Here is a 17,059-nt window from a genome sequence, read left to right on the forward strand (position 1 = left end):
CGAGAAGATGGCTGTCCTTCGTCTGGCATTCCCACACCACAAGGACCCGCCAGCCGAGACGGCGTAAGGCGTTTTCGTTTTCGACATCCCGCTGGTGATTGCGGGATAGCTTCGGAAGCCAATAGGATGTGTTGGATTTCGGCAGCCTGGCGTCTTTGCATATTGGAGACGGAGGGCGGACCTGCGGACTGCCATCTCGGGAGCCATATTCACCCTACCCTGACAACATTTTCCAGGAAAGGTGGCGAGCGGCTGAGGGAGGCTGTGCGGGAGTGCGCCAGGAATTTGCAGGTATGAAAAGATAAAGGAGTGCTGCGAAGAGAAGTAACGACGAATGTGCTGCGGCTTTTCCGGTTGCTGCCGGCTTCCCCCCTCGTTGGCGGAGGGGGGAAGTGTTATTTCTCGATGGGGAAACGGCTCCGGCGCCATTCGGCCATGTGCCCGGAGAGAAGGGAGACGTTGCGGTACCCGTGGAGCCCAAGGATGGAGCTCGCCATGGCGGCACGGGGGCCGTGCTCGCAGGTCACCACGATCTCGCTGTTTTTGTCGTTCGGGAGGTTGACCATCTTGACCAGGAGCTTCCAGCTCGGAGCATGCACCGCCCCGGGGATGTGGCCGCTTTTGAACTCGAAACCGGTGCGGACATCGAGTATGACCGGCTGGCGTTTGGACTTAATTTTCTCAAGCACTGCTTTAGCTTCCATCTAAAACCCCCGTAACATCTCCCCACACTTGAAGCAGAGGATTTCTTTTCCAACACCAACTATCTAGTTTTAAAACGGTTATTTTCTGGCAACCGCAACCATGCCTATTCAAGTAATCATATATATAGTCTGTCAGGAGTCGTATGTCAACCACGCATCATCGCTGCGAGGTCCCCACAACAAGGACTCCCCTGCCCCCTCAAGGAGATCTTACTTCAGCCAAAAGCTCTGGATGACGATCGAGGACCTTCAGCAATTTTACTAGTGCCAGCGGCGGTTTCGTCTTGCCGTTCTCGTACCTGGAAAAAGCGTTAACACCCCCACCAAAAATCTCACCGGCTTCACGTTGGTCAAGAGCGAGCTTCTTTCGAACGTTGGCGATAAAGGCCGGGTCGACAATGGAAGCGTTCACCGTTTTATTAAATTCAATCATCAATGAGCTGACGCGCTCCGATTCCTTCTTCTCAAGGACCGATTCGTCACACACGGGACAGAACTCTCCTGTCACCGAAGGAACCATGACCCGTTCCCCCTTGTACGCATAAGGAACGTCGCGGGTATCATGCACGAGTTCAGCTCCTCCGCAGGCTGGACATCTCATGTTCATAACTCCTTGAATGAAACAACCACCACTTCGTCGATCACCGTCAGTTTCAGATACACCCTGCCAACCGGCGTCAAAGGCCGATAGACATCCTGCCAGATTCGATGATCTCCATACGTAGTCATGCTTTTATAGAAGTCTTTCGTCTCCAGCGCCAAGACGACACCAATAATGCCGTCCGCATCATATCCCAACACCGCGCCGCCAGCGAGTGCTCCCAGAGTTATCCGGACACGGCCTGCTTCGAACCCGTTATGGTGGACAGCTTGCAGTGTGGTGTCCGCTTTTCCATCCTTTACAATAACCTACTTGGTTAATATTAGCAACGGCGGTTCCTTCCTTCACCTTACCCCGACCAGCATCAGTGCCCCCAGGGTGGCTGCACTCACCAGCAGCCAGAGGGTGACCCCCTGCAAAAGGGGGCGCATCCCTACTTTTTTCAGCACTTCCTTCGAAAGACCGGTTCCTATCAGAAAGAGTGTGAGCACCAGCGCCTGTTTGGAGACCGCCGAGGCTCCGTCGAAGAGCCCGTGGAGCTGCGGGAGCATGGTGCGCATGGTGGCCGCCACGATGAAGCCGACTATGAAAAGCGGGACCGTCGCCCGTTGCGACGACCTCTTGAAATACCCCGCCGCGATGACTACGGGGGTGATCCAGATCGCCCTGGAGAGCTTTACCGTGGTGCCGACGGCGAGCGCCTTGGAACCGTAGGCGGCGGCGGCACCGACCACGCTGCTCGTATCGTGGATGGCGAGGCCTGCCCAGGTGCCGAAGAGCTCCTGGCTCAGTCCGGCCATGTGCCCAAAGGGAGGAAAGACCAGCAACGCCACGGAGTTCAGCAGGAATACGGTCGCCAGCGCCACCGCGATCTCGTGATCCTTGGCCTTGAGGACCGGGGCCATGGCGGCGATGGCGCTCCCTCCGCAGATGGCGGTCCCAAAGGACACCAGCGCGGAGGTGTTGCTCTCCACCTTGTACCATTTCCCCAGCAGGTACCCGATGGCCAGCGTCAGGGAGATCCCGATGGTGGTGTAGAGAACCGACGCCCTCCCAGCCTTCACCACCTCGCCAAGGCTCAGCCCGAAACCAAGCCCCACCACCGAGAGCTGGAGAACGATCTTGCTCAGCTTGGCGGCCCCTTTCCCCCACGGGTTGCCGACCAGCAAGCTGAAGAGCATCCCGGCCACCAGGGCCATCGCCGTGGACACCGCTGGCCAGCAACAGGCAGCGAGGCAAACCACAAACAGGAACTTCCGATAGGCATCTCTTTCCATTTCCCCCCTCCTAGGTGGATAATTGTTGCAATATATATTGCATAACGACTATAAATAAAAATTCAAAGTATTCATCTTTACCATGAGTTTTACTTATATGGAGGCGGTATGGCGATAACCCTGCGGCAGCTCGATGTCTTCGAGAAGGTAGCCACCTGCGGACAGGCCACCAGGGCCAGCGAATTGACCGGCATCACCCAGTCGGCGGTCAGCATGGCCATCGCGGAACTGGAGCGTCTGGCGGGGGCCCCGCTGTTCGACCGGCGTGGCCGTAAACTGCTCCTCAACGACCGCGGGCGTTACATCCTCCCCCAGGTGCGCGAGATCATCGCCAGGGTCTCCAGCGTGGAGAGCTTTCTCAACGATTCGGTGGGCGAACCGGTGGGGGTCCTGAAGGTCGGGGCGAGCACGACCATCGGCAACTACCTGCTGCCGCTGCTGGTCGGGGCCTTCGAGCGCCAGTACCCCCGTGCCCGGGTGCTGCTGGAGGTGGGTAACACGAAACAGGTCGAGGAGGCGGTGGAGAGCGGGGCCTACGACCTGGGGCTGATCGAGGGGCCGCCTCATATCGCGTCGCTCAAGGTAAGGCCGTGGAAGAAGGACGAACTAGTCGTGGTGGTGGGGAAGGAACACCCCATGGCCAACAGCGGCACTCCGGGCTGCGCCGAGCTGGCGACGACGAGGTGGATCATGCGGGAAGCCGGTTCCGGTACCCGCGAAGTTTTCGAAAAGGCTCTAGCTGCGGCAGGGATCCCCTGCGAAATCGCCATGGAGCTAGGCCACACCGAGGCGATCAAGAAGGCGGTGGAGGCGGGACTTGGGGTGGGATGCCTGTCAAGGATGGCGGTCCAGCGCGAACTGGACCATGGCTGGCTGGTCGAAGTGAAGACGCCGGTGGACCTCGGGAGGACCCTCTTCATCCTGACCCGGGACAGCGACTACACATCGAAGCTGATGTCGGCCTACCTCTCCCTGCTCGAAGACGCGCGGTGACCGTCTCCGGCCGCTTCGAGGGATTCCAGCGGGGCTAGGCTCCCGCTTTCGCGCGGTCCAGCAGTTCGCGGATCTTCACCAGCAGCCCCTGGGGGGTGATCGGCTTCATGAGCAGATCGAAGTTCTCCTCGATCATGCCGCTTCGCTGCACCACGTCCCGGGGATAGCCGCTCACGAAGAGGACCGGGACCTCGCGGGACATCGTCCGTATCTCGGCGAAGGCCTCCTTGCCACCCATGCGCGGCATGATCAGGTCGAGCATCACCAGGGCAATCTTTTCCTGGTGCTCGCGGAAGAGGTTCACCGCCTCCACCCCGTCCCACGCCTCGATCACCTGGTAGCCGAACTGGGTCAACACGCTCACCGCCAGGCGCCGTACCTCGGCATCGTCCTCGGCCAGCAGCACGGTCTCGCTCCCCTCCGGCGCCGAAGCCGCCGCGGCCGACTCCTCGGCCGACTCCTCCCCGGCGGTCAGCCGCGGCAGATGGATGCGGAAGGTGGTCCCCCGCCCCGGTTCGCTGTTCACGGTGATGAAACCGTCATGCTGCTTCACGATCCCGTACACGATGGAGAGCCCGAGCCCGGTCCCCTTCCCTGCCTCCTTGGTGGTGAAGAAGGGGTCGAAGATCCGCTCCGCCGTCTCGCTGTCCATGCCGATCCCGTTGTCGGAGACCGAGATGACCACGTAGCGCCCCCCCTTCCCTTCGGTTTCGTCGGAGGAGAGCTCCACCCCCTCGGTGGATATGGTGAGCGTCCCTCCGGTCGGCATCGCGTCGCGGGCGTTGGTGGCCAGGTTCATCAGCACCTGCTCGATCTGCCCTCCGTCGGCATTGACCGGGAGGGGATCCTCGCGGAATTCGGTGCAGACCGTCACGTCCTCGCCGATGATCCTGCTGAGGAACTTCTCCACCTTGCGGACCACCTCGTTGAAGTTGAGGGGCCTCAGCACCATCGGCTCCTTCCTGCTGAAGGCCAAAAGGCTCCGGGTGAGGGTCGCGGCCCGGTCGGCGGCGGAGAGGAGCTTGTCCATGTTCTCCTTAAGCGGGTCGTCGTCCGCCATCTTCATCTGCACGATGTTGGCGTACCCGAAGATGACCATCAGCATGTTGTTGAAGTCGTGAGCCACCCCGCCCGCCAGTTTCCCGATGGCCTCCATCTTCTGGGCCTGGCGAAGCTGTTCCTCGAGCCTTTTCCTTTCGGTGACGTCCTCCTTGATGGCGATGAAATGGGTGATCTCCCCTTCCCTGTTCTTGACCGGGGCGATGGTCGCCTGCTCCCAGAAGTAATCCCCGTCCTTCTTGTGGTTATGGAACTCGCCGTGCCACACCCTTCCCGAGGTGATGGTCGACCAGAGCCGGCGGTACTCCTCGTCGGGGGTCTTTCCCGACTTCATGATGCGGGTGTTCTGCCCGAGCGTTTCCGCCGGGGTCAACCCGGTGACCTGGTAGAACTTGGGATTCACGAACTCGATGATGCCGTCGGTGTTGGCGATCATGATGGAGACCGGGCTCTGCCGGATGGCGGAGGAGAGCTTGCGGAGCTCCTCTTCCGCCCGGGTCCTTTCCGTCACGTCCTCGCAGATCCCCAGGATGTAGGTGGTTTGGTCGGCCTGATCGAGGATGGAGATCTTCTTCCCGCCGATCACCCGGTCGCCCCGGTAGCGGGTCGCGATGGTCTGTTCCGGCATTTCCACCACGCTCCCCGCCGGCGGCGGATCTTCGGCCAGGCGGGCAAAGTAGCGGGCGAGCTCTGCCGGGAGCACCTCGGACGGCTTGCACCCCACGAGCTTCTCCCGGCTGTACCCAAGGAGCTCCTCTCCCGCCCGGTTTACCCTGAGGATGGTCCCCTGGACGGCGTCCTCGACGAGGATCATGTCGGGTATGTTCTCGAAGATACTGGAGAGAAACTGCTCGCTCTTCCTGAGGGCTTCCTCCGCCTCCAGCCGGAGCGCGAGGCTGTCCTCCAGCTCCAGTACCTTCTCCTCCAGCTTGGCCGCCACCACCGTGCTGTACCCTTTGAGATACTCGCTCTCCTCCCCGAGCGGGGTGGCACCGCCGCTCTCCTTTTCGCCTCCCCCCCGCCGGTTGAGCGCCGCCAGGATCTCCTGCCAGAACTCTTCCGGCTCTTTGGGCTTGGTGATGAAGGCGTCGGCACCGAGCTTGCGGGCGAACTCCTCGTCCTTGGAGCCGGTGTAGACCGCCGAGTAGAAGACGAAGGGAATCTTCTTCAGAAGGTCGTTGATCTTCACGTTGCGCAGGAACTCGAAGCCGTCCATCTGGGGCATCAGGGCGTCCGAGATGATCAGGTCGGGAAGCTGCTCGAGCGCCACGTCGTACCCCTCGCGGCCGTCGCGTGCCTCGATCACGGTCACTTCTCCGCGGTTTTCGAGGTAGTAGCGAAGCCCCCTGCGGTCATTGGCATTGTCGTCCACCACGAGAATCTTCATGCCTCTCCCTCCCCGGGATACTCCGGCTCACCACCGGCGTCCCCCAACCGCGCCGGCACGACGATGCCAAAACGGCTTCCCTTCCCGAGCACGCTCTCCACGGTCACCTCCCCCTCCAAGACGCCGCTGACGAGCTTGTGGGTCAGGTAGAGACCGAGACCGGTGCCGGGAGGGCTGCCGCTCGGATGCCCCAGGCGAACGAAGGCCTGGAACATGCGGGGGAGGTCGTCCTCGGCGATCCCCATCCCGGTGTCGGTGACGCTGATCTCGACCATGCCCCTCCCCTGCTCGTCGAAGAGCCGGGTCGCGACCGTCACCTCACCCTCCGCGGTGAACTTCTGCGCGTTGGAGAGGAGGTTGATAAGGGCCTGCAAAAGCCGCCGCCGGTCGGTGTGAAGAGGCGCCCTGCCGGCTTCCACCCGCAGCAGGAGCCCCTTTTCGTCGTAATCCTTCTTGACCAGCTTGACCGCCTCGACGACCAGGTCGAAGAGCTCGAACTCCTCGAGCACCGCCTCGATCTTTCCCGCCTCGATCTTGGAGACGTCGATGACGTCGTTGATCAGGTTCAAGAGGTGCTTCCCGCTTCTGAGGATGATCTCCAGGTTTTCGGACTGCTCCTTGGTGACCGGCCCGGTCCAGCCGTGCAGGATGATGCTGGAGAAGCCGATGATCGAGTTAAGCGGCGTCCTCAGCTCGTGGCTCATGGTCGCGATGAACATCGACTTGAGACGGTCGAGGTCCTTCAGCTTGATGTTGGCCTGCTCCAGCTCCTCGGTCTTCTGGTTGAGATCGTCCACCAGGTTCATCAGGGCCCGCTGGCTCTGGGCAAGTTCCGAGCCCCTGCGGTCCAGCTCGGCGGTCCGTTCCCGGACCCGGTTCTCCAGCTCGGCGTAGAGCTTCCGGAGCTCCGCCTCGGCCTTCTTGGTGGGGGTTATGTCGCGGGCTATGCTCGCCGCCCCCACTACCTCGCCCCGGGTGTCGAAGATGGGGGAAACGGTCACCGCCACGTCGACCCGGCGCCCATCCTTGCAGACCCGGACCGTCTCGTGGCGCTCGACCGGAGTTCCCTTGGCCACCTGCTGGAGGACATTCTTTATCTCCTCCGCCCGTTCGGGAGGGACCAACAGGGATATCGAGCGCCCGAGCACCTCGTCCCGCCGGTAGCCGTACAGATGTTCGGCCCCTCGATTCCAGCTCACGATGTTCCCTTCCAGGGTCTTGCCGACGGCGGCGTCGTCGGTGAATTCCACGATGGCGGCCAAGTGAGCGCGGGCCTCCTCACCTTTCATCCGTTCGGTGATGTCCCGGTTACTCCCCCGGGTCCCGAGGAAACGCCCCTCGCTATCGACTACCGGTTGACAGGTATGGTCGAGCCAGCGGATCTCCCCGTCGGCCCGTACGATGCGGTACCGGATCTCGCAGGGGTTCCCCTCGACCGCCTCCTTGCGGTGGGAGCGGAAAACCTCCAGGTCATCGCGGTAGACGATCCTCGAAAATAGCCCCGGATCTTCGCGGAAATCGGCCGCCTGGAAGCCGGTGATGCGGTGACAGGAGGGGGAAATGTAGAGGAACTCGCCGGCCGGGGCGATCCAGAATTCCCAGTCGTAGGTGTTATCGGCCACGATCCGGTACTTGTCGGCCGCCGCCTTGGCCAGCTCGTTGCTGATGGAGATCTCGTCGGCCATGCGGTCGAAGGCCTTGCCGAGCTCGGCCAGCTCGTCGGCTCCCTTCAACCGGCAGCGGGCGGTCAGGTCCCCTTCGGTCAGCCGCTTCGCGACGTTGACCAGGAGGGCGACCCGCCGGGTAAGGGCAACGTGGAGCAGGGCGCCCAGCATCAGCAGCAGCCAGCCGAAGAGGATGGCTTCGGCGAAGGCCTGCTGCCTGAGCGCCTGCCGCCGGACCTCCTTCCGGCGCCCGGCATCGTAGCGCATGACCAGCATCCCGGCCCGGCGCGCTCTCAGCTCACCGGGCCGGGGGTCTTCGAAAACCGGATGGTAGGTAATGATGACCCTGCGGTCGGAGGAAAAGAGCGTCTTTCCGGCCGAAGTGGCGGCCGCCTCTTTCATTACGGCAGGATCCAGGCCCGGGATGCCGCGGGAGGCAGGAAGCCCAACGGTCCGGATATTGGTGGAGGCGGCGACGATCCCCCTCTCGTCAACCAGGGAGAGGTTGATGATATTTGGATGGGTGGACCAGGCGGCGAGGGTTTGCTGGACACCCGGCCAGTCGCCCAAACGCAGGCGCTGCAGCACGGATATCTTGAGGACGGACATGTCCTGGGCAACCAGGGTGAGCGACTCGCGTTCCTCTTCCTGGTCGGCCTGAATCCGGCTGTAGGTCGTGCTGAAAAGCTCCACCGTCAGAGCGATGACGAGGAGCAGCAAGGGTATGCTCAGGCGTAGCGGGAAGCGGCTCAGCGGACTCACGGGAGACTCTCCACCAGCCGCCCGTCTAAAGGCCGGTCAAGGCTTACGGTCCTGAGCGAGTTGCGGCGGAAAGCGGGCAAGGGGCGCATCCCCACCATCCCGCTGCAGAGCTCCCTCCATGGGCTGCTTGAACCATCGGTCATGTAGCCCCTCCCTCCAGGGTCGAACCGCTTAGCCGGCAGCTCAGTTACTGATCAAGATAAGGGGGGTGGATCGAACTATCATTGGAGTAATCACATTAACTAGACACTGTCCTTTATTTCACCGTAACAGACCGAAAAAGACATTATACTTTCAGGCCACCTTCCTTGAAGAGTCTAACCCTGCTTCAACGAAATGCAATAAACGTGCTCTCCTGCTTCATGCCGCTACTTCCCCCTGACAGTCCCCCCTGCCCCGGCCGCCTCTGAAAAAGAGAAGGCCTGCGTCGGCAGGCCCTCAATGACATCTTTAACGGTGGCGGAATCCGGAATTCGATCACTCCTGCTGCTCCAAAAGCTCACTTACCTTGGTGGCCAGCACGTTCATCGTGAACGGCTTGTGCAGGAAGGATACTTCGTTGGATGCCACCCGTTCCTTCATCTCGGGAGGTTCCACGTAGCCGGACATGAAGAGCACCTTGGCCTCCGCTCCGCGCCCAGCCAGTTCCTGCACGAGGGTGTAGCCGTCCATCCCGGACATGGAAAGATCGGTGATCACCAGGTGGACCTCGCCGCGGCACTTCTCCCAGGCGACAAGGGCATCCTCGCCGCTGTTGGCGGTTACCACCGAATAGCCGCAGGAGTTGAGGTAGTCGCTGGCAATGCTACGGATGGCGTCCTCGTCCTCCACTAGCAGGATGCACCCCTTTCCGCAGGTGGTCTTCTCCACGCCGGCGACGTCATCGTGCGGCTTCTCCCCATGGTACAGCGGGAGGTACACCCGGAAGGTGGTTCCCCGGCCGACCTCGCTGTAGACGCGGATCTCGCCGCCGCTTTGTTTGACGATGCCGTGAACGGTGGCCAGACCGAGCCCGGTCCCCTTCCCTACCTCCTTGGTGGTGAAGAAGGGATCGAAGATATGGCTGAGGGTCTGGGCGTCGATACCGACCCCTGAGTCGGTTACCGAAAGAAGGACGTAACGTCCGGGGGTGACGTCCTTGCCGACCATCGGCGAACAGGTGGCATCGAGGTCGATGGTGCTGGTGACGATATCGAGGATGCCCCCCTCGGGCATCGCGTCGCGGGCGTTGAGCGCGAGGTTCATGATCACCTGCTCCATTTGCCCCTTGTCGGCCATCACCAGGCAGGGTTGGGAAGCGCAGTCGGTGACCAGCCCGATGTGACCGTTGGTGAGCTGGCGGACCATCGGCTCCATTCCGGCGATCACCTGGTTCAAATCGAGCACCATCGGGCTGAAGACCTGTTTGCGGCTGAAGGCGAGCAACTGGCGGACTAGCCCCGCCGCCTTCTCGCTGGCTGCCATGATCTGGCCGGAGGCGATCCTGATCATGGCGGGGTCGGCATCGAAATGAGCGACGATCTCGACGTTCCCCATGATGACGGTAAGGAGGTTGTTGAAGTCGTGGGCGATGCCACCTGCCAACCGGCCGACCGCTTCCAGCTTCTGGGCATGGAGGTAACGCTCCTCGAGCTGCTTTTGCTGGGTGATGTCAACCATGACGCCGATGGCGCCAGAGCTTTCGCCGGCCGCCGGCGCGAAATGGGCCTGGGCCAGGAGCCAGGCCTCCTTCCCGGTGCTGGTGACGATCCTGAATTCAACCGAACATTCCCCGCCCGGTATCCTCGCGCCGCGCAATGCCTGATCCACCCGGGGACGATCGGCCTCCTTAACAAGGGAGAACCAGTCCCTCTCGAGAGAGGCGAACTCGTCCTTGGTAAACCCGCAGAGTTCCTCCACCTTTCGGTCGTGGAACGACAGACGCCCGTCGGAAGCAATCCGGAAAAGGAGCACGGGCAGGGTTTCCACCATGGTCCGGTACCGGAGCTCGCTCTCCTTGAGATCGTCCTGGGACTTCCGCGCCTCGGTGATGTCGGCCAGCGACAGGATCACGAACGGCCTCCCCTCCAGCACGATCCGCTCGACGCCATACTCCACGGTGACCACGTCGTACTCGCCGCCGGTCATGGTGACGATGCAGGCCTCCCCGGTGGCCGCCCTCCCCTGCTGCATCGCCGTCCAGATGGCATTGTTGAGAGGGCAGGAAAGGCAGTCATGAGCGGCACCGCACCCTCGTTCGTCCACCAGTGCGTTGATGCAGCGGACGACCCCGCCGGGGCGCTGGCCGCGCCAGCCTGTAACCTCGAGGGAGAAGTTGGTTTGCATCGCCCTGTTGACCCGTACCACCTGGAGGTTTTCGTCGACCAGCAGCATGCTTACCGGCGCAGCGTCGAAGATGGCGGTCAGGTTGTTACGTTCGACCGTCAGGTTGGCGGTGGCTTCCCCGATCTTGCGCCAGCCGACCCAGATACCGAGGAGCCCGATCAACCAGACCGCCACGATTACCGACTGATGGGAGAAACGGTTGTGGTCGGTTACCTTCACGAGCCCTTCGAGCGGAATCCAGACGCTGATCCCCCCGCGGAGCTGTCCCTCGCGATACCCTTGGGCCGCATGGCAGTTGAGGCAGGCCTTCTCCGCCATGAGCGGCCGCATGTACCGGTAGTAATTCTTCCCGGCGAAGGAGGTCATCTCCCCATACTCGGGGACGCCGCGCTCAAAAGCGGCGAGGGCGGCGGACTCCCAGGCATCGGGATGGTTCTCGGGGCGGATCGGGTTCAAGCTCGTTATATGCCCCTGCGGGGCATAGGAGTCACGGCGGCTGAGCTCGTAGAGCTGGCGGATCATGTAGGCAGGATTCACCAGGGTGAGCAGCCGCCCCGAGCCGGTGGCGATCTCGCGCTCGGGGACCTTCAGGTAGGGATTGGGCTGGGTGCTCGGGGAGACCGGAACGTACACTCCGCCATGGGAGGCACCCCAGCGGCGGAACAACAGGTCCTTGTCGAAGGACAACTTGGCCATCGCTTTGGCGTTGGTGAGGAGAAACTCCCTGCTCTGCTGGTATTCGCCGGCAAGACAGCCGATGGCCACCATGGTCCAACCGATAACGGTCGCCAGCCTAAGTTTATGGAATGGAAACCTTGTCCCTGCTGCCGATTGCACTAACTCTTTCATATCCGATCCTCTACAGCCCGGTGCTCATAGCCACTCCGGCGGGCTGCCCCCGGTACGTCCGGCATCGCCTTATCAGGCGGACTCCAGGGGGATGCCGATCCTGGAAAGGAGATTCATGAGGTCTTCGACCTCGACCGGCTTGACGAAATACTTGAGCACTCCCAACTCCGTTGCCTTTTCGTGGACGTCGCCGTTCCCGTACCCGGTCATCAGGATGACGGAGGTATCCGGTCTCGAGCGCCGCACCCGTTCCAGGATCTCGAGCCCCTCCCGGCCGTCGGGATCCGATAGCCGGAGGTCGGCGATGACGACGTCGTACCCGGTTTGATCGAGCATGGCGAGGGTGTCCTTGAGGTTGCCGCAGACGTCCACCTCTACGTTCTCCCGCCGGAACAGCCGCTGGTAAGAGAACTGGATGGACTCTTCGTCGTCGACCACCAGGATCCGCTTCTTTTCCATCTCCATGGCGCTTTACTCCCTGTCGAAGGTTCAGGATCTCCTCTCTCCATAACAAGAAGGGTGCCAGCAGGGTGGGCATTGTGGATTCAACAGGTTAGCGTTCTACAGCGGCGTTGACGGTGAGGGAGGTTTCTCATTATGAGAAAGGGAGTCTCATTCTGCGAAATCAAAGGAGAGGCGAAGGACCCGTTTCGGCCAGCCGAATTTTCTTGTAAGGTAGGGGAATTACATGGGGAAAGCAGTTTTTTTGTTGCAACGGCGGAATCAAGGTGAGAGGGAAGGCTCCATTTCGGACGTCCGAGATATTCTTGTAAGCTGTAAGAATTACAAGGGAAAAAGCAATTTTTTTTCAACGGCGGCGGGACTTGAACCGTCTGGGCCGGGTTCGCGGGGCTGGTGCAGGGGCAGTCTGTCACCCGGTGCCCGATGGCTTCTTCAGCTCTTTCAGACGGCGGTAGACCGTTGCCTTGGAAATCCCGAGCTCCGTTGCGGCTTTGGCGACGTCGCCGCCGCAACGCTCCAGCACTGCCAGAAGGTGGGCCTTCTCCACCTCTTCGAGGGTCGCCTTGCCCGCGACCTCCGCCCACATCGAGGTGTCACGCAGGGTGGCGAAGTGTTGAGGGGTAAACGGCTTGCCGCGGGACAGGATCACTCCCCTCTCGAGCACGTTGCGGAGCTCACGGACGTTCCCCGGCCACGGGTAGGCAGTCAGCATCTCCAGGATTTCCGCGGAGACCTCCCGCTCGGGCGCCCCCAACACCCCCAGCATATGCCGGGTCAAGCCGGGGATGTCCTCCACCCGCTCCCTAAGCGGCGGGATCCATATGGTGAGGAGGTTGATCCGGAAGAAGAGGTCCCGGCGAAAGCGCCCCGCCCGCACCTCCTCCTCGATATCCTTGTTGGTCGCGCAGATGAGCCGGAAATCGCTTCGCCGCACCTTGGTTTCTCCCAGCCTCCGGAATGATTTCTCTTCCAGAACCTTGAGAAACTGCGCCTGCATGGGGATTTCCATCTCGCCGATCTCGTCAAGCACGAGGGTGCCGCCGTCGGCGGCATCGAAGAAACCTTCCCGGTCACGGTCGGCCGAGGTGAAGGCCCCCCGGACATGCCCGAACAGTTCGCTCGCCAGCAGCTCTCCCCTCAAAAGCGAGCAGTTCAATTCGACGAACGGCCCGGTCCGGCGGCGGCTCTGCCGGTGGATCCAGGCCGCCAGCACCCCTTTCCCGGTGCCGGTCTCGCCGGTGATCAGCACCGGCGAATCCTCCCCGGCGGCCAGCCGCGCGATTTCGGCGGCCTCTTTCATTGCGGGGGATTCCCCGAAGTACGGGTCCCTCACCTTCTCGATCCGTTGACGCGAGCTGATCCCTTTCCTGATCATCCCGATCTCCAGGGATTTCTCCAGGAACAGCTCGATTCCCTCCATGTCGACCGGCTTGGTCAGAAAGTTGTCAGCCCCGCGGCGCATCGCCTCGACGGCAAGGGGGATGTCTCCCGCACCGGTAATGACGATGATCGGGACGTCAGGCGAATCGCTGCGGACGGTTTCGATGAAATCGAGCCCACTGCCGTCGGGGAGATTCAGGTCGACGATGACCGCGTCGAACTTCTGGGCGCCGTAGGCCGCCGACGCCCTGGTCAGCGATTCTGCTTCCTGCACGTCGTACCCGCTCAAGGAGAGGAAACGGGTGAAACCGAAGCGGGTACCGGCATCGTCGTCAAGGAGAAGGATCTTCCTCTTCATTGGAGGGCCTCCGCAGCTGCACGCTTAAGAACCACCTCGGCCGTGCATCCCGGTGGCGGATCGTTGTTGAAGATCCTCACCTCACCTCCCATGTTTTCCACGAACTGCTTCACGAGGGTGAGCCCCAGGCCGGTCCCTTCCCGGCGTGAGGTGAAGAACGGCTCGAAGATCCGCACCAGCTTCTCTTCCGCCACCCCCCGCCCGGCATCCCGGACCCGCAGGGCTACCCGGTCTCCCGGAGCGCTTTCCAATTCGAGGGCGATGGAGTTTCCCTCGGGAGAACTCTGGGCGGCATTATCCAGCAGGTTGATGAGCACCTGCTGAAGCCTGGCCTCGTCGGCACTTACCTCCAGTCCGTGCTCGTCGAGTCCGTAGACCAGGTGTACCTGGTGCTTTGCTGCCGCAGGGGAGGCATTCCAGAGGGCCACGGTCTCGCGGCAAAACCGCGGCAGGGAAATGCCGGTGATGCTCGAGGCGGGAATCGGTTTGCCAAGGTCGAGGAGATCGTTCATAAGCTTCGACAGCCGCCCGATCTGGGCCCGGATATGAGTGAGATAGGGAAGGTATTCCTGGTTTCCGGCAAATTCCTTCTCGCGGAAAAGTGCTTCGGAGATGGAGAGGATGGCGTTGAGCGGATTGCGGACTTCGTGAGCCACCCCACCGGCCAGGTGGCCGATGATCTCCATCCGCTTGGCTTCGAAGAGTTCCTTCTCCATGGTCTTCTTCTCGGTCACGTCCCTCAGGAAGGAGACCAGCCTGCCGCCGGAATTGGGGAGGCAGTGCACGCTGACGTCGAGATCGATCAGTGCCCCGTCCTTGCGCCGGTGCCTGGTCTCGAAACGGGCGGAACCTTGGAGACGGATGTCCGAGATTCGCGTCGCCACGTCCTCGTCGGTATCGACCACATCCAGGTCGGGGAGCCTCATCCGGAGGAGCTCGTCCCGCTCGTACCCGGTCATTCTGCAGTAGGAGTCGTTGGCGTCCATGACTTGCCCCTGGTAATCCACCAGCAGAAAACCGTCCATGGCCGTTCGCAGGATGGCCCGGTAATCCTCGGCCACCCGCTGCCGGTCCGCCTGGGTCTCCTCCAGTTCGGCCACCTTCTCCTCAAGCTTGGCGGCCACCACCTCGCTGTACCTCTTCAGGTAGAGATCCGATTTCTCGACCAGGTCGTGACCTTCCTGCCGCTGCCGGACTCCCGCTTCCAGGACCTGGGCTATTTCGTGCCACAACTCCAACGGGTCCTTCGGCTTGGCGAGAAAGCATTCCGCGCCGAGGGCGCGTGCCAGTTCCACCTCCTCCTTTCCCTGGTACACCGCGGAATAGAAGATGAAGGGAATGGCGCCGAACCGCTTGAGGGTCCTCAGGAACTGGAAGCCGTCCATCCCCGGCATGAAGACGTCGGAGACAATCAGGTCCGGCAGGTGATGGACCGCCAGCCGGATGCCCTCCTCCCCGCCCCCGGCCACCAGCACCTCGTGGCCGTGGGCCTCGATGGTCTGCCGGAGGATCTGCCGGTCATTGGGATTATCGTCGACGACGAGGATCTTCATGGCACCCTCTCGATGAAAAAAAGAACTGTCAAAGCACAGCGGCGGCTGTCAAAGGGATGAAAAGGTATTCTCTTTACGGCTTACACATTGGCAGAGATGATGGTGTCTTGAGTACCACAGGTAAGGGGAGATGCAACTTTTTTTGCAAGGCTGTTGTTTCGATGCTATGACACAGGTAAAATTGAACGAACGAGGTAGGTGCGTTTCGTGCTGCGGAGACAGGAGAGGGACCGCATCAAGGAGTGGGGATCAGGGGACGTGAATGGCGCCTTCGGTCCGGGGAAGGGAAACGGAGAGACCTCATGAAAAAGGTGCTGGTAGTCGAGGACAACAAGGACAACCTCCGTCTCATCACCTACGCGCTGGAGCGTTGCGGGTACCAGGTAATCGCCGCGGAGACCGGCCTCAAGGGGGTAGAGCTCGCGATCTCCGAGCTCCCCCCTCTTATCATCATGGACATCAATCTCCCCGACATCGACGGCTTCGAGGCGACCCGGCGCATCCGGGAGTCGGGGGCCGACGGGACAGTCCCCATCATCGCCATTACTTCCTACGCCATGTCCGGCGACAAAGACCGGATCCTCGCCTCAGGATGCACCGGCTACTTCGAAAAGCCGATCGACCCGCTGACCATCATGGACAAGATACACAGCCTGCTGGAAGAGCAAAAGCTTTCCTAGAGCGGCTCAAGGTTCTGACTCCCCCCGGCTAACGGGCGGCCCCCACCTGGGTGGCTATGATCTGCGGCGGCAGGGTCGCTTCCACGACATTTTCGGGAAATTTCTTCCGCAGGTGGGCAAGAAGAGGCTCCGTTCCCTCCGCTAAAAGGATGTCTCCCAGCCGCACCCGCCCCTTTCCTTCGGCCTTCGCCTGGTACCATTCCAGGACGCTGGAAATGAAATCGACCACCCGGTCCTCCTCAACGAAGGTGGCAAAGAGGGTTCCCACCAGGGGATTCCGTCCCCATTTGCCGCCGATCCGGACGGTGTAGCCACGTCTTTTCTCGCCCCATGCCCCGGTCGGGCAAACTTTCACGCAGTCGCCACACCAGATGCAGGGATCGTTTTGGTAGAGCGGTTTCCGGTCCTCACCCATGGTAATCGCCTTGGGGACGCAGTTCTTTGCGCAGAGACCGCAACCGATGCAGGAGGAAAGGTCAAGGGCGGGTTCGACGGCTCCCTGGAAACCGGCATCGTTGGTGGCCGACTTGGGGCAGTCGAAGGGGCAGCCGGCGAAGGCAACCTTGAACTTGTGGTGGCCGGTAGCGGTTCCGAAGAGCTTGGCATCGACCTCCATGGCTGACTTCTGGGTGTCGATCAGCCCATTGGGGTTGTACTCGCATCCGCCGCAGGCGACCGGCACGCGGACGCGGGCGCCGCAGGACGCGACCTCCTGCCCGGCTTCGCCCAGGTCCTTCACCACGGAGTCGAAATCCCTGAAGTTGACGTTGACGATCTCCATGGACTGGCGCATGGAGAGATGCACGAACTCCCCGCCGAACTTCTCCGCCACCTCGGCGATCCTCTTCAGCCGCGGAACCGAAAGCCGTCCGCCAGGGACCCTCAGACGGATGGTGAAAAGGTCCTTGCCGCGCTCCTTTATGAATCCGCCAGCCTTCAGGTTCTTAAGATCGACGGCGGGCGTTTTTTCTTTCGACATGCAGTATCTCCTCCTGGTATTCCAAG

Annotated in this window: 13 protein-coding genes; 2 read left to right on the plus strand and 11 right to left on the minus strand. The window is 61.6% G+C overall.

Annotated elements, in window-relative coordinates; genetic code table 11:
- Nucleotides 1–395: 395 nt before the first annotated feature.
- The 4 genes from L4X63_RS07515 to L4X63_RS07530 form a co-directional block, all read right to left on the minus strand.
- Nucleotides 396–704, minus strand: coding sequence for a rhodanese-like domain-containing protein (locus tag L4X63_RS07515; RefSeq protein WP_250678000.1), 309 nt, complete (start codon nt 702–704; stop codon nt 396–398).
- Between the two features lie 199 nt (nt 705–903).
- Nucleotides 904–1,305: a type II TA system antitoxin MqsA family protein gene (locus tag L4X63_RS07520; RefSeq protein ID WP_250678001.1), complete on the minus strand. Its 402-nt coding sequence runs from the start codon at nt 1,303–1,305 to the stop codon at nt 904–906.
- Between the two features lie 2 nt (nt 1,306–1,307).
- Entirely contained in the window at nt 1,308–1,610 is a 303-nt protein-coding gene (locus tag L4X63_RS07525; RefSeq protein WP_502799901.1) for a type II toxin-antitoxin system MqsR family toxin, read from the minus strand.
- A gap of 39 nt (nt 1,611–1,649) precedes the next feature.
- Nucleotides 1,650–2,582, minus strand: coding sequence for a YeiH family protein (locus L4X63_RS07530; protein WP_250678002.1), 933 nt, complete (start codon nt 2,580–2,582; stop codon nt 1,650–1,652).
- A 108-nt stretch (nt 2,583–2,690) separates the two neighbouring features.
- Between L4X63_RS07530 and L4X63_RS07535 the strand changes: the two genes are divergently transcribed.
- Nucleotides 2,691–3,575, plus strand: coding sequence for a LysR substrate-binding domain-containing protein (locus L4X63_RS07535; RefSeq protein ID WP_250678003.1), 885 nt, complete (start codon nt 2,691–2,693; stop codon nt 3,573–3,575).
- Between the two features lie 34 nt (nt 3,576–3,609).
- On the opposite strand, the gene L4X63_RS07540 is transcribed toward L4X63_RS07535, so the two are convergent.
- The 6 genes from L4X63_RS07540 to L4X63_RS07565 form a co-directional block, all read right to left on the minus strand.
- Nucleotides 3,610–6,021, minus strand: a complete 2,412-nt coding sequence (locus L4X63_RS07540) for a hybrid sensor histidine kinase/response regulator (RefSeq protein ID WP_250678004.1) — start codon at nt 6,019–6,021, stop codon at nt 3,610–3,612.
- Entirely contained in the window at nt 6,018–8,447 is a 2,430-nt protein-coding gene (locus tag L4X63_RS07545) for a PAS domain S-box protein (protein WP_250678005.1), read from the minus strand. Before L4X63_RS07545 ends, L4X63_RS07540 begins: the two co-directional genes overlap by 4 nt.
- A gap of 477 nt (nt 8,448–8,924) precedes the next feature.
- Nucleotides 8,925–11,540 (minus strand): ATP-binding protein, encoded by a 2,616-nt coding sequence (locus L4X63_RS07550; protein WP_250678006.1) that lies wholly within the window; start codon nt 11,538–11,540, stop codon nt 8,925–8,927.
- 153 nt (nt 11,541–11,693) lie between these two features.
- Nucleotides 11,694–12,086 carry a response regulator gene (locus L4X63_RS07555; protein ID WP_250678007.1) on the minus strand — a complete coding sequence of 131 codons (393 nt, stop codon included), beginning with the start codon at nt 12,084–12,086 and terminating at the stop codon, nt 11,694–11,696.
- Nucleotides 12,087–12,492: 406 nt separating this feature from the next.
- Nucleotides 12,493–13,821, minus strand: coding sequence for a sigma-54-dependent transcriptional regulator (locus L4X63_RS07560; protein WP_250678008.1), 1,329 nt, complete (start codon nt 13,819–13,821; stop codon nt 12,493–12,495).
- Entirely contained in the window at nt 13,818–15,374 is a 1,557-nt protein-coding gene (locus L4X63_RS07565; RefSeq protein ID WP_250678009.1) for an ATP-binding response regulator, read from the minus strand. The genes L4X63_RS07560 and L4X63_RS07565 overlap by 4 nt, the downstream gene beginning before the upstream one ends.
- A 302-nt stretch (nt 15,375–15,676) precedes the next feature.
- On the opposite strand from L4X63_RS07565, the gene L4X63_RS07570 reads away from it, so the two are divergent.
- Nucleotides 15,677–16,054 (plus strand): response regulator, encoded by a 378-nt coding sequence (locus tag L4X63_RS07570; RefSeq protein ID WP_250678010.1) that lies wholly within the window; start codon nt 15,677–15,679, stop codon nt 16,052–16,054.
- A gap of 28 nt (nt 16,055–16,082) precedes the next feature.
- On the opposite strand, the gene L4X63_RS07575 is transcribed toward L4X63_RS07570, so the two are convergent.
- Complete coding sequence (locus L4X63_RS07575; protein WP_250678011.1) at nt 16,083–17,033, minus strand: ferredoxin-like domain-containing protein; 951 nt, start codon at nt 17,031–17,033, stop codon at nt 16,083–16,085.
- Nucleotides 17,034–17,059 lie beyond the last annotated feature (26 nt).

The organism is Geomonas sp. Red32, assembly GCF_023652955.1.
Classification (GTDB): domain Bacteria; phylum Desulfobacterota; class Desulfuromonadia; order Geobacterales; family Geobacteraceae; genus Geomonas.